Annotated in this window: 15 protein-coding genes; 8 read left to right on the top strand and 7 right to left on the bottom strand. The window is 68.6% G+C overall.

The window, feature by feature from the left end; all coding sequences use genetic code 11:
• Positions 1 to 17: 17 nt before the first annotated feature.
• Both AMYNI_RS43230 and AMYNI_RS0101115 read right to left on the bottom strand, forming a co-directional pair.
• Positions 18 to 1,562: a tachylectin-related carbohydrate-binding protein gene (locus AMYNI_RS43230; protein ID WP_084628199.1), complete on the bottom strand. Its 1,545-nt coding sequence runs from the start codon at positions 1,560 to 1,562 to the stop codon at positions 18 to 20.
• Between the two features lie 163 nt (positions 1,563 to 1,725).
• Positions 1,726 to 2,226: a hypothetical protein gene (locus AMYNI_RS0101115; protein WP_157357210.1), complete on the bottom strand. Its 501-nt coding sequence runs from the start codon at positions 2,224 to 2,226 to the stop codon at positions 1,726 to 1,728.
• Between the two features lie 275 nt (positions 2,227 to 2,501).
• Between AMYNI_RS0101115 and AMYNI_RS43225 the strand changes: the two genes are divergently transcribed.
• The 5 genes from AMYNI_RS43225 (at position 2,502) to AMYNI_RS43220 (ending at position 8,860) form a co-directional block, all read left to right on the top strand.
• Positions 2,502 to 6,134, top strand: coding sequence for an ALF repeat-containing protein (locus AMYNI_RS43225; RefSeq protein ID WP_157357209.1), 3,633 nt, complete (start codon positions 2,502 to 2,504; stop codon positions 6,132 to 6,134).
• Positions 6,110 to 6,511 carry an SCO4402 family protein gene (locus AMYNI_RS48750; protein ID WP_425387933.1) on the top strand — a complete coding sequence of 134 codons (402 nt, stop codon included), beginning with the start codon at positions 6,110 to 6,112 and terminating at the stop codon, positions 6,509 to 6,511. The genes AMYNI_RS43225 and AMYNI_RS48750 overlap by 25 nt, the downstream gene beginning before the upstream one ends.
• A 201-nt stretch (positions 6,512 to 6,712) precedes the next feature.
• Entirely contained in the window at positions 6,713 to 7,912 is a 1,200-nt protein-coding gene (locus tag AMYNI_RS0101105; RefSeq protein ID WP_020666113.1) for a cytochrome P450, read from the top strand.
• 394 nt (positions 7,913 to 8,306) lie between these two features.
• A complete protein-coding gene (locus AMYNI_RS48745; protein ID WP_157357207.1) occupies positions 8,307 to 8,591 on the top strand; it encodes a hypothetical protein in 285 nt (94 codons plus the stop codon).
• On the top strand, positions 8,588 to 8,860 hold the full coding sequence (locus AMYNI_RS43220; protein ID WP_157357206.1) for a MafI family immunity protein: 273 nt from the start codon (positions 8,588 to 8,590) through the stop codon (positions 8,858 to 8,860). Before AMYNI_RS48745 ends, AMYNI_RS43220 begins: the two co-directional genes overlap by 4 nt.
• 77 nt (positions 8,861 to 8,937) lie before the next feature.
• On the opposite strand, the gene sigJ is transcribed toward AMYNI_RS43220, so the two are convergent.
• The gene (gene sigJ / locus AMYNI_RS0101095) at positions 8,938 to 9,882 is read right to left on the bottom strand and encodes an RNA polymerase sigma factor SigJ (RefSeq protein WP_020666111.1); all 945 of its coding nucleotides are present in this window, start codon (positions 9,880 to 9,882) and stop codon (positions 8,938 to 8,940) included.
• Between the two features lie 146 nt (positions 9,883 to 10,028).
• Between sigJ and AMYNI_RS0101090 the strand changes: the two genes are divergently transcribed.
• Positions 10,029 to 10,526: a carboxymuconolactone decarboxylase family protein gene (locus AMYNI_RS0101090; protein WP_020666110.1), complete on the top strand. Its 498-nt coding sequence runs from the start codon at positions 10,029 to 10,031 to the stop codon at positions 10,524 to 10,526.
• Positions 10,527 to 10,533: 7 nt separating this feature from the next.
• On the opposite strand, the gene AMYNI_RS0101085 is transcribed toward AMYNI_RS0101090, so the two are convergent.
• Positions 10,534 to 11,154 carry a TetR/AcrR family transcriptional regulator gene (locus AMYNI_RS0101085; protein ID WP_020666109.1) on the bottom strand — a complete coding sequence of 207 codons (621 nt, stop codon included), beginning with the start codon at positions 11,152 to 11,154 and terminating at the stop codon, positions 10,534 to 10,536.
• A gap of 48 nt (positions 11,155 to 11,202) precedes the next feature.
• Between AMYNI_RS0101085 and AMYNI_RS0101080 the strand changes: the two genes are divergently transcribed.
• Positions 11,203 to 12,153, top strand: a complete 951-nt coding sequence (locus AMYNI_RS0101080; protein ID WP_020666108.1) for an NADP-dependent oxidoreductase — start codon at positions 11,203 to 11,205, stop codon at positions 12,151 to 12,153.
• Between the two features lie 7 nt (positions 12,154 to 12,160).
• On the opposite strand, the gene AMYNI_RS0101075 is transcribed toward AMYNI_RS0101080, so the two are convergent.
• The 3 genes from AMYNI_RS0101075 to AMYNI_RS0101065 all read right to left on the bottom strand — a co-directional run bounded on the left by AMYNI_RS0101075 (position 12,161) and on the right by AMYNI_RS0101065 (position 15,606).
• Positions 12,161 to 13,153 carry a methyltransferase gene (locus AMYNI_RS0101075; protein ID WP_425387896.1) on the bottom strand — a complete coding sequence of 331 codons (993 nt, stop codon included), beginning with the start codon at positions 13,151 to 13,153 and terminating at the stop codon, positions 12,161 to 12,163.
• 56 nt (positions 13,154 to 13,209) lie between these two features.
• Positions 13,210 to 14,307 (bottom strand): hypothetical protein, encoded by a 1,098-nt coding sequence (locus AMYNI_RS0101070; RefSeq protein WP_245573844.1) that lies wholly within the window; start codon positions 14,305 to 14,307, stop codon positions 13,210 to 13,212.
• An 81-nt stretch (positions 14,308 to 14,388) separates the two neighbouring features.
• Positions 14,389 to 15,606: a cytochrome P450 gene (locus AMYNI_RS0101065; RefSeq protein WP_020666105.1), complete on the bottom strand. Its 1,218-nt coding sequence runs from the start codon at positions 15,604 to 15,606 to the stop codon at positions 14,389 to 14,391.
• Positions 15,607 to 15,737: 131 nt separating this feature from the next.
• Between AMYNI_RS0101065 and AMYNI_RS0101060 the strand changes: the two genes are divergently transcribed.
• A complete protein-coding gene (locus AMYNI_RS0101060; RefSeq protein ID WP_020666104.1) occupies positions 15,738 to 16,268 on the top strand; it encodes a pyridoxamine 5'-phosphate oxidase family protein in 531 nt (176 codons plus the stop codon).
• Positions 16,269 to 16,315 lie beyond the last annotated feature (47 nt).

Raw genomic sequence — 16,315 nt, 5'->3', positions numbered from 1 at the left:
GGGCCGGCGCGAACGGGTCAGGGGGTGAGCCTGCAGGTGTCGGGTGCCGCGGTCATGTCGTAGAGGTCGTACCAGCCGGTGCCGATGAGTTTGCCCTGGTTGCGGCCGGTGGGTGCCCAGGTGTCGCTGGCGGGGAGGTGGCGGTACCAGAGCAGGCCGCCGTTTTCGTCGGGGTGGGAGCCGTAGAGGACGTCTCCGCCGACGGACATGATGGTTTTGAAGGTGTTCCAGCCAGTGCCCGAGGGCTTGGCCCACTGGGTCCATTCACCGGAGGTGGCGTTGTAGACGAACCGGAACAGCTCGCCGTTGGGGGTGCGGGCGTAGAGGACGCCGTCGCCGGCGGCGACGATGAGATCGTATTTGGCCCAGCCGTCTTTGAGGACGCGGTGGTTCCAGTTGCCGGTGGCAGGGTCGTAGGTGCGCCGGTGCAGGTTGCCATCGGGTTCGATGGTGTAGATGTGCCCGGTGGTGTCGACGGTGATGCGGTTGCGGTACTCGGCGGTGGCGTAGCGGCCCCAGCCGCCGTCGATGACCTGGTAGTAGGGGGTGGGGCCGGTGTTGAGGTCCCAGGTGGTGCCGTTCCAGCGGAACCGGCGGAGCTCGCCGTTGCTGTTGGCCTGGTAGACCACGCCGCCGGGGGCTGCGACGGCGCGGGTGCCGAGCCAGCCGGAGCCGATGGCCTGCCCGTTGTCGTTGATCCAGGAGAAGCTGCCGTTGCGGGGGTCGGTGTGCTGATACAGCCACATGCTGCCGTCCCCGCGGGTGGTGAACACCGGCGCCGCGGCAGCGCACTCGATGGCGAGGTCGGGCACATGCCGCCGGATCCAGTCACCCAGGTCGTCCACACGAGCCTCGGTGGAGCCGGTGCGGGTCTCGGTCTCTCCGATGCAGCCGCCCTGCCAGGAAACACTGTTGATCGCGACCAGTTCGACGTTCCCGTTGGTGTCCCGCAAGGCGGGTCCGCCGGCGTCGCCGCGGCAAGTGGAGGCGGTAGCCGGGTCTTTGCCGGTGATGGTGAAGGTGGTGTCGGTGAGTTCGCGTGCGGTGAAGGTGGCGGTGTGCAGCCGGTCGGGAACCCACTCGGTGGAGGTGCGACCGTAGCCGGCGACCAGGAGTTCCTCGCCGGCTTTCGGCGCGGTGCGGGTGACCGGCACCGGGGTGATGCCGGTGACCGGGGTGGCCAGCTTGGCGAGCGTGAGATCGCGGCCGTCCCGGGGGACGAGGTCGGTGATGGCGACGACCTGACCGTCGTCCTGGGACAGGATCGTGCGGCCGATCACCGCCGTCGAGCGTTGGCGGGGTGGCCCGGCGGGGATGTGGAATCCCTGGTCCGGGGTGTCGGCGAAACAACTCGCGGCGGTGAGCAGCCACTGCGGGGCGACCAGTGCCCCGGTGCAACTCTGGTCGCCGACGGTGACCTTCGCGACAAACCGGTGGCTGCGGTCGGCCGCCGGGGCGCCGCCGCTGATCGCCGACGCCGGAGCGGCGGCCATGCTCGTCGTGGCGAGGACGAGGGAGGCGAGTGCCGTCGCTCGGCGTGCGGTTGAGCGTGGTGAGGACATGGGTACGGCTCCTTGACTGATTCGTGTTGATGGCGTGACTGGCAACGTGCGCGACTGAGGAGTGTTTCCTTGGTTCATCAACCAATCAACACCCATTCGATCGAGCACTTTCGGTGTTTCCTGGAGAACTCAACAAGTCAACATTGTGCCGTTGGCGACAGTGTTAAGCGGTGCGGATCTCGACGAGGACGCTGGGTGCGGTATTGGCTCCTTCGCCGACCGGTGTCCAGGTGTTCTTTTCAACCGTTGATGTGGTAGTTCGACCCTGCGCGGTGAGGCTGACCTGCAGGCGGTAACTGTTTCCCTTGACGGAGTAGGTATCGGGAAGGTCCAGCGCCAAATAGCCGGTCGGGCCGGCGACGCTGAAGCAGAACCTGCCCTTGCTCCGACTGTGCACTTCGGCCAGGTCCGTGGCGCTGCCGCAGCCGGCGAGCAGGATCTTGCCGTCCCCGTGCTTGAGTGAGATTCCCTGCTCAGCAAGGATTTTTGTGGCCCCTGGGTAGGAGCGATCCTCCACCGTGGAGCGTTGCCACCCCTCGTGGGACCCGGTGGTAGGAGAGGCCCCTTCGGACGCCGTGGCATCTCCTGCGGTGATCCCGGCAGCGATCGCGGTCACGATCGTGCCTGCCGCGGCCGCGATAATCGAACGTGATGGCATAACCATGAAGATCTCCTTGGTGAATATGTGAACAACCCACGCATCATCGTGGCGGCAGTGCAACGGTAAGCATTCCGTGCTCCCGCGAATCAGCGCATGGGGCCGATTGTGGCGACCGCCACCTTTGTTGCGATTAATTGCAATCTTGAGGCAGGATCATGCCGTCGCGGGGGGCGACGGAATCTGTTCACCTTCACTAGGCAGGACGTTGGCAGCGCCGGCGTCGTTCGAGGGGAATTGGCGACGTGCCAAAAAAGTGTGTCAGCAGTGTCTTCGCGCGCGTGAAACGAGCGGCCGCGCTGGTGGAAACGAGTCGGATACGACAGGCGTCGTTCGTGTTCGCGTTGGCGCTCGCCTTGATCGCCGGTCTGCTGGTGGCGCCAAAGGTAGCGTCCGCGGCCACCGGTGCGGACGCACTCGTGGCCGCAAACAGCCCGCAGGGGGCTGCGGGGGAGTCTCCTCGCGCGCGGGCGCTCGAGGAGTGGAAGACCGGCGGGCCCGGTGTCCGTGGCGCCGCCGCAGCGGCGTTGACCGGTACTGATGCCCAGGTTGAGCAGTTCCTGGAGACCGCGCTCGACGCCGCGCGCGAAGCTGATGACCGGGTCCGGATCGTTCAGTCGCTCAATTCCGCCGGCAGGGGAGTGCGTGAGGCCGCCGAGAAGGCGCTCAACGACGGGTCCATCGGGGCGATTCGCGCGTTCCTGACGACCGGGTGGCAGAGCCCGTGGGAACACGACCAGCGGGTCCAGGTCAACCAGGCCCTTGCCACGGCCGAAGGGCGCGGTGTGCGTGAGGCCGCGGAAAAGGCGCTCAACGCCGGCACGGTGGAGGCGCTGGTCGAGTTTCTGCAGTTCGGCCGGAAGGCGGCCCAGGAAACCGACGACCGGGTCCGGGTCGTGCAGATCCTCAGCGCGGGCGGGCCGGAGGTCAAACGTGTCGCCTCCCAAGCTTTGGACGACGGCTCGGTCGAGGCGTTACGCGAGTTCCTGACCACTGGCCAGCATGTCGCCCGAGAACGGGACCAGGAGCTGCTCTCGGTCTCCCATCTCGCCCAAGTCGCCAAGGACGAGCAGGCCCGCGCGATCGCCGAGACCAATGCGGCGCAGGAAGCTTCTTCACGGGCCGTCGAGGCCGCACGACTGGCGAAGGAGGCCGCTGTCCGCGCGGCTGCGGAGACCGCCGCCGCCAAGACCGACGCCGGCCGTGCCGCCGCGGCGGCGGGCCGGGCCGCGACCGCGGCAGGGCAGGCCGCGGGTGCAGCACAGGTCGCGCTCGGCGCCGCCGCAGCCGCGGTGAAGGCATCCCGTGCCGCAGCGGCTGCGGCGGCCGGTGCCGCGAGTGCGGCCGCCCTGGCCGGACGTGCAGCTGCGCACGCACAGGGCGCGGCCAGCGCAGCCGCACGTGATTCCAGCAAGGCTGCCAATGCCAGGGCCGCGGCTGTGGACGCCGGAGTTGCGGCGAAGGCCGCCAGGGATGCCGCCGCCACCGTCGCACATGTCATCAACGCGGCCAACGCCGCTGCGGCGGCGGCATCGGCCGCGGCAGGCGCCGCGTCACATGCAGACAGGGCCGCTGGAGCCGCGGGTGAAGCGGGCGGTCACGCCCGCCGGGCGGGGGCGCACGCCGAACGTGCCACAGCTCAGGCCGCGAAAGCGCGTAAGGCCGCCGCCGCAGCGACCCGCGCGGCCGGTGCGGCACAGGCTTTGGCACAGCAGGCCGTCGGGGCGGCGATGGAGGCCAAGGCCGCCGCGGAATCCGCCGCCGGCCATGCCGAACGTGCCGCCCAGGCCGCCAATGACGCTGCCAACCACGCAAGCGATGCCGAGAACGCCGCCCGAGAGTCCGCTGCTCATGCCGCCGAGGCTCAGCGCGCCGCGGACGGGGCCCTCGCCGCCGCCCAGCAGGCCCGCAAGGTCGAAGAGACCGGAAGAGCCGCGGATACCGCTCGCCTGGCCGCCTGGCAGGACGACGCGGTTGCCAATGCCGAGCAAGCCAAACAGGACGAGGTCGACCGTGCCTCCGACACCGCTTGGCAGGTCGCCGACGCGGCCCGGCTGGACGCGGAAACCCGCGCCCTTCTCGAGGCAGCCACCGCACCAGGCGCCCCGCGCGACGTAGTCGTCGGCAATGGACGCAAGGTCGCGATGCGACTGATGACCACCGGGGGTCCCTTCACGAAAGCCGCCGCAGAACAGGCTCTCGTCGCAGATGAGCCAACCGTGGTCGAGTTCGTCCACCGGGCCAGGCTCACCGCGATCGAGCAGGACGACCGTGCCCAGGTTGCCCAGATCGGGGACACCACCGACCGTCCCGGGTTGAAGAAGGCCGCGGCCGCCGCCCTGGCCGGAGACTACCGGGCTGTCACCCGGTTCCTCGCCGAGCGCGACTACCCGGAACGGGAGACTGACGACCGCGTTCGCGTTGTGCAACTGCTGCACGCCGGCGGCCAGGCGACCAAGGACGGCGCCAGAAAGGCCCTCGACGCACGCACTCCGCAGGCTTTACGGGACTTCCTGGCCACTGGCCAGCACACGGCGCGCGAACACGACGAGCGCATCGCGGTCAACCAGGTTCTGTTCACCGGCGGCCCCGAGGTCCAGGCCGCCGCTCAGGTCGCGCTCTCCGGCCCCGTATCTCAGCTGCGAGCGTTCCTTGACACCGGGCAACACCATGCCGCCCAACGTGACCACAACACCGCCGCGCACGCCGCCCGAGTCGCACGCTATGTGGCCACAGCAGCCCAGGCCGCTCAGCAAGCCCAGGAAGCCGCCGCCCGCGCCGCCGAAGCGGCCGCACTCGCCCGCCACGCCGCCGACGAGGCAGCCGGTTACGCCGCCCAGGCCAGGCAGTCCGCGCAGAAAGCCCTCAGTTACGCGGCCGACGCCGCGCAGTCCGCACAACGGGCCCAGCAGTCCGCCCAGCAAGCGGTCGCCTCGGCGAAAGTTGCCCGCAACGCTGCCGCTATTGCCCAGCAAGCGGCCCGATCCGCCGCCGCATCGGCAGCCGCGGCGCAAACATCCGCCGCCCGCGCCCGCGCTTACGCCGTCGCCGCCAACGAAGCCGCCCGCCGAGCCCGCGAATCCGCCAATGCCGCAGGCCACGACGCCAATATCGCCGGCAAAGCCGCCGCCGACGCAGCCCAACTCTTCCTCGACCGCTACCGGGCGGAGACAGCTAATCGAATCAATGGCGGCCCCGCGGCCGAGGGCGACGATGTCGACGTGGCCAACTACGGCAACGGGACCCAGCTGATCACCGCGGAAGGCATTTGCTACCTCAACGGCATCGCACTACCCGCAGGATTAGGCGCCGGGTCCTGCACAGCTTTGGCCGCCGATTTCGACCAATGGCTTACCAGTGCGACCTTTATCTTCGGCAGGCCCGCCATCGAGGACAAAGATCTGCCCGGCTTCTACCTCAAGCTCTACTGCAAATACAATGCTCGCCAATGCGGCGACAACCTCACCCGCCAAACAAGCAACTACCCCGGAAAGATCATCGTCGGCGTCGAAAACGGGCCGATTCTTGGGGGTGGCGGCGCTGGACGACTGTTCGGCAGGCTTGGCAGCCTGGCCGGGCCAGGCAGCAAAGGCGCCAGCTCTTGGCTCAACTCCAAGGTAATCAAGAACGTTCCCTCTTCCTGGGGTGAAGGAATTCCAAACAGTAAGGGGATTGGTACAAGGTGGTTCGATCCGAAGAACCCGAAAGGTTCGTCCATTCGGATAGACAAAGGTAACCCGAGTCATGAGTATCCGTCACAGCGGGTTGACCATGTTAGAATAACTGAAAACGGTCGAATAATTGGCCGAGGCGGCAAAGTGTTTCCTCCGGGAACAAGCGTGAAGAAGTTCCCGGAGGAAACGCACATTCCGTTGACCGAGTGGGCGAAATGGAAGGAGTGGAACAGGCCGTGACAAGAATCCGCTTTCCGGGGATCAGGACCCAGATCCTGGAGGCGATCGAAGGTCTGGCGGATCGTGAATATCAAGAGCGAGTCTGGATACGTCATGAACTTCCTCATCCTGGCTACTATGACGAACTAGACCTCGCTGTGCATACTCTGTTCGATGACTCTCCTCTCCTGCCCGCGCCGGCACCCGGATGCGTGGGGGAACTAATTTATCCTGACGAGGAAGCGCCAATCGCGCATCTTGGGGAGATTTTTGGGTCAATTTTAGAGGAGCTCGGAGATGTCCCAGACATTGAGTACCTCAATCATCCAAAGTGGCCCGAGTTGGTGCGTCGAGCGGGTATTGTGCACGAAATTATGAAACGAAACGAGGAAGAATAGTATCATTTCGGCGAGTGGCGACAGGTTCGCCTGCGCGCGACCGAGCGCGCTCGCGGAATTCGCCGGTGACCGGGCTGCGGCGCCAGGACGCCCTGCTGGCGCCGCTCTGACAGGCGCGCCCGCGGCCTGACAGCGCGATATAAGGCGGCTGTCATCGTCCCTCGACATCGTTGGATCACCAGCGAGTTGGAGGGAACAACGATGACCGAACCGTTCACCGAACCGGAACTGATGCTCAAGCGCTCCGAAGCGCACCCGTTCAAGCAGCTGCCGGAGCTCGTCCGGCTGCGCGAGGAGCGGCCGCTGGCGAGGATGATCTATCCCGACGGGCACGAGGGGTGGCTGGCGACCGGCCACGAGGAGGCTCGCGCCGTGCTCGGGCACCCTCGCTTCAGCAACCGGTACGAACTGCAGCACCCCCCGTTCCCCAGCTTCGGCGAAGTCATGCCTCCCGCGCCGGTCGGTGACTTCCTCGGGATCGACGCGCCGGAGCACACCCGCTTCCGCAAGCTGCTCGCCGGGAAGTTCACCGTCCGCCGGATGCGCCTGCTGACCGAACGGGTGGAGGAGTTCACCACCGAGTGCCTGGATGCGATGGAAGGCCAGGGACCGTCGGTGGATCTGATGCGGGCCTACGCCCAGCCCGTCCCGGCGCTGGTGATCTGCGAACTGCTCGGGGTCCCCTCCGGCGAACGCGAGCGCTTCCACCAGCTCGTGAACGGGATGCTGCTCCGCGAGGGGGTGACTCCGGAGACCATGGCCGTCAACTGGTCCGAGCTGCAGGAGTACATCGACCGGCTCGTCGTGGACAAGCGCGCCAACCCCACCGACGACGTGCTCAGCGAGCTGACCACCAGCGATCTGACCCACGAAGAGCTCGTCGGCGTCGGGACCTTCCTGCTGGGCGCGGGCCTGCACACCACGGCCACCTCGATCGGCATGAACGTCTTCGCCCTGCTGCTGCACCCCGAGCAGCTCGCCGCCCTGCGCGACGATCCCGGTCTCACCGACGGCGCCGTCGAGGAACTGCTGCGCTACACCGGCCTCGGCCCTGCCACGCTCCGGGCCGCGGTGGAGGACGTGGAGATCGGCGGCGAGCTGATCAAGGCGGGGGAATGCGTCACCATCTCCATCGACAACGTCAACCGCGACCCCAGGAAGTTCGTCGACCCGGACAAGCTGGACCTTCGCCGGGACGCCACCGGGCACCTCACCTTCGTGCACGGTATCCACCAGTGCCTCGGCCAGCACCTGGCCCGCATCGAGCTGCGGACCACCCTGCCGGCTCTGCTCACCCGTTTCCCCACCCTGCGCCTGGCCATCCCGGCCGAAGATGTGCAGCTGCGCACCGACGCCAACATGTACGAAATGGTCGAGCTTCCGGTTTCCTGGGACGCCTGACACCGCCACGATTGCGGCCGAGGAGGCGACGACCGATCTGGTCCGGGTGGACGTGAAGCCGCTGGCACGGCTGTCGGTGACGCTGTTCTTCAACGAGGCGACGGGGGTGGTGACCTATCACCACCTGGCGGCGGCCACGTCCTACCCTTGCACACCTCCCCGGGGCTTGTGTTTCTCTTCGCTTTGCAATGAGCGACGGTCTGTGCGCACTCCAACCTTTCATTTGGTACAACCTCGGCCGTGATATCTCGGTGGGCGCCACGATTACGGTACGACATGTACACTCCCACCACTGGCAGTGTCAGGTCCATCGTTAACGCCATCGCCAGAAGGGGGCCTCAACTGAAAGGCGGCGGAGTCGTTCTGGATCTCAGTAATCATTGGAGGTTGAATAATGGCCAAATTTCGCTGTGTCTGTGGTCAACTGATCTCCACTAGCGGAGAAATTCCCAACCCGATCGAATGGCACTGCATCTCCGATGTCAATCTTGGTCGGCTGGTCGACGACGGCACGGCGGACGACGTGTACCATGCCTCGACGATCTTCTATCGGTGTCCCGCTAGCGACCATCTATGGGTTTTCTGGGACGGCATCGACAAGAGTCCGTCTCTCTATTCGCCAACCCCGAAAACAAACTTTGAGCCCGAAGGGATCATCGAGGAGCATCCGGAGTCATGACAAATATGACTGGAGACTCTGTTGACGCGTCGCTGCGAGCGGTCTTGATTGCAGTCGAAGGAAAAATTCCCCGCGACGATATGACGTCGGTGTGGGAGCTTATAGACGCGGACGAACCCGTTGTTGCTTTAGAGAACCTGTGTACTCAACTTCATGAGTACGACGCCGTGGTGGACGGAAAAACGTACAATGCCCTGGCTGACCTCGGCCGGGAGTTCGGCATCAGGCAGGACCTCTGGGAAGACATTGCGGTAGAAGATAATCGCTAAGAGTCCGGCCTCGGCGCTGTGTGAATCGTGATGCCGCCATCGATATTGGCTATGCGGGCAAGGTTCCTCCGTTGCCTTCAGGTTCGCCAAGGGCGGAGTTTTTCGGGGTTGCGGATTCCCCAGATGTGCTTGATCAGGCCGTCCACGATGTCGAACGCGACGACCGTCACGGTGACGCCGTCCTGCTGGATGACCAGGCCGGGACTGCCGTTGACCGTGCGTTCCAGGATCGTCAGGCCGGGCACTCCACCGAAAAGGCCGACGGCACCGCGCGCGACCTCCTCGGCGCCTTCTACCGGGTGGAGCACGGCGCTGACGAGCCCGCCGCCGTCGGCGACCGCGATGGCGTCGGGGTCGAGAAGGCCGATGAGGGAGTGGATGTCCTTGGCTTCCCAAGCTTGTTTGAAGGCCCTGACGACGCCGGCGTTCTGCGCGCTCGGCGGTGTGGGGGCCAGTGACGCGCTGATGCGGCGGCGGGCCGACGAGGCCAGCTGGCGACAGGCCGCCGGGGTGCGGCCGACGATCTCGGCCACTTCGGCGAAGGGGTAGCCGAAGACATCGTGCAGGACGAAGGCGACGCGCTCGGCCGGGGTCATCGACTCGAGCACGATCAGGAAGGCCATGTTGATCGACTCGTCGAGGGTGACCCGGTCGGCCGGGTCGGCCGAGGCTCGGCCTGGCCCGGTGGTCCACTCCCCGTGCTCGGGCAGCGGTTCGGGGATCCATTCGCCAACGTAGCGTTCCCGCCGGGCCCGTGCCGAGCCGAGCAGGTCGAGGCAGATGCGGCTGGTGACGGTGCTCAGCCAGGCGCCGGGGGTTTCGATGGCTTCCCGTTGCGGCCGGGACATGGCGCACCAGCGGGCATACGCCTCCTGCACGGCATCTTCGGCGTCGGTCAGGGAGCCGAGGAGCCGGTACGCGAGGTTGATCAGCTGACGCCGCGCGCTCATGATCGCACTCAGGTCCGGATCGAGCCGGTCGGGCACTGGGCCGGATTGCATGGTCCCGGATTGGATGGTCATGGTGTCGCCGACTCCTTCGGTCGCGGCTGTTCTCACCACTAGACCGGTCCCCGCGGCGAACTGTGACAGCGACGCGCCTCACATTCGGCGGGGCCATGTCGTCGGACTGCCAAGACACCGTTGAGCTTCGTGAAGGGAAGACCGCCATGTCCACGACCGAGCAGGAAAACCTCCAGTCACGGCTGCCCGACCCCACCCCGTTGTTCCCCGAGCTGGGCGAAATCGGCGGCGCCATGGTCAAGGCCACCAGGAACGGTGCGATTCCGCAGTCCACCGTCGGCCTGGTGCAGCTCCGCGGTGGGCAGATCGTCGGCAGCACTTACCACACCGTCCGGCAAACCGGCCTGCTGCGCAAAGCCGGGGAAACCGAGGAGCGCATCACCGCCGTGGCGTCTTGGCAGGATGCCCCCTACTTCACCGACGCCGAACGGGTCGCGCTGGAACTCGTGGAGGCCGTGCTCACCCCGAACCCGTTCGGGGAGCGCGTTCCCGAAGAACTGTTCGCCAGGGCATCCGCGCACTACGACGACAAGGCGCTCTGGACGCTCACCCTGGTGATCAGCCAGATCTGCTTCTTCATCCCGGTCGCGCTCGTCGGCAAGCCGATCCCCGGCAGGCCCCCGGGCAAGAACTACAGCCGGTGATGCCGCGCTATGCCCTGGACAGCGGCAGCCGGACGGCGGGCGGAAGCGGCGTCCGGACGGGGTTCGCCTGGAACGACTGGATCATCAGTGCCGCGAAGCGACGCGACGCCGCGACCCTCATCTCGGGTGACTCGGCGCGGATGCCTTCGTTCGCCATCAGCGCCAGGCTGATGTCCTCCAGCACGAAATCCTCCCGCAGGTCGCCGGCTTCCTTCGCCAGCCGCACCAGTTCGAGCAGCAGGCGCAGGGTGCGATCGCGCTCCTCGGCGAAGCCGGCCGCCCGGGGGAGCTGCGAGGTGAACGCGCGGGCGAATCCCCGGTCCAGGGCGTGCAACTCCATCAGCTTCTCGATCACCAGGCAGAACCCGCGCCACGGGGCCTCCGCCGCCAGCCCTTCCGCCACGATCGCCGAGCAAAGGGTCAGCTGCTCGGCGAAGGCTTCGGACAGCAGCGCTTCCTTGGTCTCGAAGTGCCGGTAGACGGTCGCGACACCGACTTCGGCGCGCCGGGCGATCTCCCGGATCGGCACGTCGAGGCCCTCGGCGGCGAAGGCCACGCGAGCGACCACGAGGATGCGCTCGCGGTTGTCGCGGGCATCCGAGCGCCGTTTTATCACTTGGGTCGTCACCGCTCTCACTTTAGCCAACCGGACGGGGTGCTCCGTTACGTTCGGTGCATGAGAGCAATCCAGTTCACCGAATACGGCCCGCCCGGTGTCGTGCATGTCGCCGAGGTCGAAGCGCCGCACGCCGGACCGGGCGAAATTCGGGTCGCGGTACGGGCCTCCGGGATCGCGGCCGGGGAGATCCGCATCCGCTCCGGGGAGATGCGTGCCTTGGTGCCCGTGACTTTCCCGTATCGCACCGGGGTGGAGGCCGCGGGCGTGGTGGACGAGGTCGGCGACGGGGTCACCGGCGTTGGCATCGGCGACGAGGTGTTCGGCATGGCCGATTCGGCCGCGCGCGGCGCCAACGCGGAGTTCGCGGTACTGGCCGCCTGGGCGCCCAAACCGGCCGGGTGGAGTTGGGCGGAAGCGGGTGGCGCGGCGGGTGCCGTCGAGGCGGGCACCAGGGTCCTCGACCGGCTCGCGGTCGGCGCCGGGCACACCGTGCTCGTGCAGGGCGCGGCCGGCGGGACGGGCAGCATCGTCGTCCAGCTCGCAGTCGCCCGCGGCGCCACCGTGCTCGGTACCGCGAGCGAGCGCAACCACGAGTTCCTGCGTTCCCTCGGCGCGAAGCCGACAACGTACGGGCCGGGGCTCGCCGAACGGATCCGCGCGCTGGCACCGTCCGGAGTGGACGGTGTGGTCGACTGCGCCGGAGGGACGCTGCCGGAGCTCGTCGCCATCGCCGGCGACCCGACGCGGGTGGTGACGCTCGCCGACGTCACCGCAGCGGCGGAGCACGGCGTGCACCTGTCGCACGGAGCGCCGGCCGGAGAAACCGGCGCGGCGGTGGGCGCCGCCGACCCGTTGGCGCTGCACGGCCTTCCGATCGCGGTCACGCTCGCTGGTGAGGGCAGGCTGCGGGTGCCGGTCGCGGCGGCGTTCCCGCTCGCCGAGGCCGCGGCCGCGCACGAGCTGAGCGAAAGCCGCCACGCCAGGGGAAAAATCGTGCTGATGAGCTGACCGGCGCTCAGCCGAGGCGGAACTCCAGCAGGCAGCGCTGGTCGGTCAGGTCGGCCACGGTGTCCAGGACCAGTCCGTGCGCCGAGGCGAGGGCACGGAACTCGTCGACCCGGCGCTCGCGGCCTCCGAAGATCACCAGCATGGCCAGGTCGAACTCGGTGGCGGCGCGTCGTCCGCCGACCGGTTCGACGACCAGGACGCGGCCGGCCGGGACGACGGCTTCGACGCAGCGGCTCAGGATCCGGTGCGCGTGCTCGTCGTCCCAGTCGTGCAGGATGTCGCACAGCAGATAGGCATCCGCCCCTGGGGGCAAAGGGTCGAAGAAGCTCACCGCGGTCGTTTGCGCCCGATCGTCGACCCCGTGTGCGCGGAAGGTGTGGCCGGCTTCGGTCGCGGTGGGGTCGAGGTCGATCAGCTGGCCGCGCAGCCGGGGGTGGGCGGCCAGGATCGCGGCGAGGAGGGTGCCGTGCCCACCGCCGACGTCGACGATGGTGGCGAAGCGGCCCCAGTCGTAGCCGTCCACGATCCCCGGGATCTGCTCGCGGAACCGGTGCGTCATCTGCTGGTCGAACGATTCGCGGAGATGCGGCTGTGCGGTGAGGTCGGCCCAGAAGTCCTGGCCGTAGCGGCGGGGGTAGGCGGCGTCGCCGGTGGTGATGCTGTGCAGGAGTTCGGCGAAGGCCAGTTCGGCGCGGCCGCCCGCCAGGTCCAGGTGCAGGAAGTTGGTCAGCCCGTTGCCGGCGTCGGTGCACAGGTTCGCCCCGTAGCGGGTGGTCCGGTAGCCGGTGGGCGTCTGCTCGACGACGCCGAGGGTCGCCAGGTGGCCCAGCAGCAGTTCGAGCGCGATCGGGGACACGCCGAGTTCGGCCGCGACCCGCTCGGCGGCCGCGCCGTCACCACGCAACCGGTCCGGCAGGCCAAGGGTCACCGCGACCCGCAGCGCCATCGGGGTGGCCAGCCCGGCCAGGTTCCGGAGTTCGGCGATTTCGTGTTCGTCCACGAAGATCCACGGTGGCACGCCTGTCAATCGAAAATCGTTGCGGGCAAACGTGTGCGTCAGCGGTTGTGCACGGCGGCGAAGGGCTGGGGCCGGTCGGTGGCGCCCTGCGAGCCGATGCCGAGCAGGCGGCCGTCCGGGAGTTCGGTGCCGGTGCCGAGGCGGCCCTCCGGCGGGCCGGCGACGGCCTGCCACGAGCTGCCGTCGTAGCGGAGCAGCGCCTCGCTGCCGAGGTTCCACAGCGCGCCCTCGGCGGGCACGAGCCTGCCGAGGCCGCCGGTGGGCACGGGAGCCGGTTGCCGGGTCCACGCGGTGCCGTCCCAGTGCATCAGGACGGGGAGGCTGTGGTCGGGCTCGTCGTAGACCGCGTGGGTGGCCGAGATCCACACGTCGGCCGGGGAGTACGCGGCTACGTCGTGCACGGTGAGGTAGTCCGTGGCGGGGACGTCCACCGGGGGCACCGGGGTCTGGGTCCAGGCGCGGCCGTCCCAGTGCATCGCGACGAGCTGCGCCGGGCGCTGGCTGGTGGTGCCGGCCAGCCAGAGGTCGTTCGGTGCGGCGCCGTTGACGCTGGAGAAGGACAGGTCGTTGGCGGCGGCCGGGAGCGGGACGTCCTGCCAGCCGGTGCCGTCCCAGCGTTTGGCGAAGCTGAACTGCTGCGGGTCCTCGCCGTCGCGATACGCCTTCCCGATGGTCCAGACGTCGGAGCCGATCGCGGTGACGTCGCTGGGGGAGATCCGCGGGGCGCCGGGCACCTCCAGCGGCACCTGCGTCCAGGCGCGGCCGTCCCAGTGCACGGTGCCGCCGGCGCTGACCTTGGCGAACGAGCTGACGGCCCAGGCGTCACCGGGGCCGGTCACCGCGGAGGCGACGATGTTCCCGATGTTCGGTACCGGCGTCTCCTGCCAGCCGCCGGACTCGTCGCGCCGGAACGCCTGCGCGTTGATCGACGTGGGTGCGCCGGGCCGGGTGTAGCTGCCGAACGCCCAGGTCGCCCCGCCTCCGCTGGCAGCGGTGGTGACGTAGGAGGCCATGTCCGGCCTTGGCGGGAAGGGCTCGCCGGCCCAGGTGTCCCGCGCGGTCGCCGCCCCCGTGCTGCCGGCCGCCATGGCGGCCACCACGACGAGGATGGTCCCGGTCCGTTTCGCCGTTTTCAACGTCAGCAACGTGGCAGCCCTCCGGTTGGTGAATTTCCCTCTCCGGTAGGACGTGCGCGCTGTTGATCAGGTTGCCCCGGCTCAGTTCGTGGTCACCGGCACGGACGTGTAGCTGTGCAGGGCCAGTCCCTGCCGGATGACCGGGGTACCGGCCAACGCGAGCCGGGGGAAACGCGAGAGCAGGGCTGGGAAGGCGATCTGCCCCTCCAGCCTGGCCAGCGGCGCGCCGACGCAGTAGTGCACTCCGCCGCCGAAGGAGAGCGGCGGTTCGGCGGCGCGGTCCAGCACCAGCCGGTCGGGCTCGTCGAACACCGCGGGGTCGCGGTTGGCCGCGCCGACCAGGTTGAGCACGCGCTGCCCTTCGGCGAAGTCGATGCCGGCGATGGTGAGATCGGTGGGGGCGCTGCGGGTGGACATGAACTGCACGGGGGAGTCGTAGCGAAGCAGCTCTTCCACCGCGGGCGCGGCGATTTCGGGTTCGGTGCGCAGCCGCGCCGCTTGCTCCGGTGCGGCCAGCAGCGCGAGCAGGCCGTTCGTGAGCAGCCCGGTGGTGGTCTCGAAGCCTGCGGCGAACAGGAGCGCAGCCATGGTCACCACTGCCTCGGCGTCCAGCGCTTCGTTGTCGTCCAGTGCGGTCATCATCGCCGAGATCAGGTCGTCGGCGGGTTTCGCGCGCCGCGCGGCGGCCAGGTCGGTGAGGTAGTCGCGGATGGTGACCGCGGCGGCGTCCGCCCGGTCGACCGCGGCCGGGCTCAGGTCCTCCAGCACCATCGTCCAGTCCCGGACGAGGGGCTGGAACGCGGCCCGGTCGGCGGGCGGGATACCGAGCAGTTCCCCGATCACGGTGACCGGCAGGGGAAACGCGAAATCGGTGACGAAGTCCGTGCTGCCCTCGACCCGTTCGCAGGTCTCGGCGGTGATCCGCTCGATGGCGGGGCGCAGCCCGGCGACCCGGCGGATGGTGAACGCGGCGGAGATCAGGCGGCGCAGCCGGGTGTGCTCGGGCGGGTTGAGCACCAGGACGCTGGTGTACATCAGCCGCAGCGATGGCCGGTCCCGCCAGTCGTGGTGCCCGGCGGCGAGCAGGATCAGTTCCGGCATCTTCTGCAGCCGGTGATCGCGCATCAGCGCGGCGCTCTGCCGGTATCCGGTGACCACCAGCATCCCGTCCGCGCTGGTCACCGCGGGCCCGAGCGCGCGCAGCCTGGCGTAGTGCGGGTACGGGTCGGCCTTGCCTTCCGCGGTGTTCAGCGCCGCCAGCGCCGCGGCAGCGACGTCCTGTTCCAGCTTGGCAGCCATGCTTTCCCCTTCGGACGATCGTTCAAGGATGCCGGGCGGTCCGGGGCGGTGCCAACCGCTGATCGCGGGAGCCGGCGGAAATCCGGCGGCGCCCGGTGTCGATCCGGGGTCTCGCCGATCGACGCACAGGTATGACTGACACCAAGAACGAACCGATCTCGACCCGCAACCTCGACCGATACGGGTCCGCGGCGCTGCCCTGGAGCCGCCCGCGCGACGTTCTCGCCAGCGATACCCCCACCGCCGACCTGACGTTCTTCGTCGCCACCGTGCGGCCCGACGGACGGCCGCACTCCGCGGGCGTCGGGGCCGTCTGGGTGGACGACGCCCTGTACTTCCAAGGCGGGCCGGGCACCCGCAGGTCCCGCAACCTGGCGGCGAACCCGGCGTGCAGTTTGTCGGTGCGCCTGCGCGGCATCGACCTGGTGCTCGACGGCGAGGCCCACCGGGTCACCGACCCGGCCACCCTGGAGCGGGTGGCGGCCGTCTACCGCGCGGGCGGATGGCCGGCTTCGGTGGCCGGCGACGCGTTCACGGCCCCCTACAGCGCGCCCAGTGCGGGCCCGCCGCCGTGGCACCTGTACCGCGTCACGCTGCATTCCGCGGTGGGCGTGGCTACCGCGGAACCGCACGGCGCCACCCGCTGGGACTTCACGCGCTAGTCGCTGTGGTCATCGGCGAGAAATGCATGAGCTTTCCTTCTTTCGTG

The organism is Amycolatopsis nigrescens CSC17Ta-90 (assembly GCF_000384315.1).
Taxonomy (GTDB): Bacteria; Actinomycetota; Actinomycetes; order Mycobacteriales; family Pseudonocardiaceae; genus Amycolatopsis; species Amycolatopsis nigrescens.
Note: the sequence above shows the minus strand (reverse complement) of the source record. Positions and strands in the feature narration are given on the sequence as shown.

Excerpts from the sequence above, each read along its gene's own strand:
- AMYNI_RS0101065 (WP_020666105.1), bottom strand. The coding sequence starts at position 15,606 with ATGGCTGCCAAGCTGGAACAGGACGTCGCTGCCGCGGCGCTGGCGGCG.
- AMYNI_RS48750 (WP_425387933.1), top strand. The coding sequence starts at position 6,110 with ATGGAAGGAGTGGAACAGGCCGTGACAAGAATCCGCTTTCCGGGGATC.
- AMYNI_RS43230 (WP_084628199.1), bottom strand. The coding sequence starts at position 1,562 with ATGTCCTCACCACGCTCAACCGCACGCCGAGCGACGGCACTCGCCTCC.
- AMYNI_RS48745 (WP_157357207.1), top strand. The coding sequence starts at position 8,307 with ATGGCCAAATTTCGCTGTGTCTGTGGTCAACTGATCTCCACTAGCGGA.
- AMYNI_RS0101080 (WP_020666108.1), top strand. The coding sequence starts at position 11,203 with ATGAGAGCAATCCAGTTCACCGAATACGGCCCGCCCGGTGTCGTGCAT.
- AMYNI_RS0101105 (WP_020666113.1), top strand. The coding sequence starts at position 6,713 with ATGACCGAACCGTTCACCGAACCGGAACTGATGCTCAAGCGCTCCGAA.
- sigJ (WP_020666111.1), bottom strand. The coding sequence starts at position 9,882 with ATGACCATCCAATCCGGGACCATGCAATCCGGCCCAGTGCCCGACCGG.
- AMYNI_RS0101115 (WP_157357210.1), bottom strand. The coding sequence starts at position 2,226 with ATGGTTATGCCATCACGTTCGATTATCGCGGCCGCGGCAGGCACGATC.
- AMYNI_RS43220 (WP_157357206.1), top strand. The coding sequence starts at position 8,588 with ATGACAAATATGACTGGAGACTCTGTTGACGCGTCGCTGCGAGCGGTC.
- AMYNI_RS0101090 (WP_020666110.1), top strand. The coding sequence starts at position 10,029 with ATGTCCACGACCGAGCAGGAAAACCTCCAGTCACGGCTGCCCGACCCC.
- AMYNI_RS0101060 (WP_020666104.1), top strand. The coding sequence starts at position 15,738 with ATGACTGACACCAAGAACGAACCGATCTCGACCCGCAACCTCGACCGA.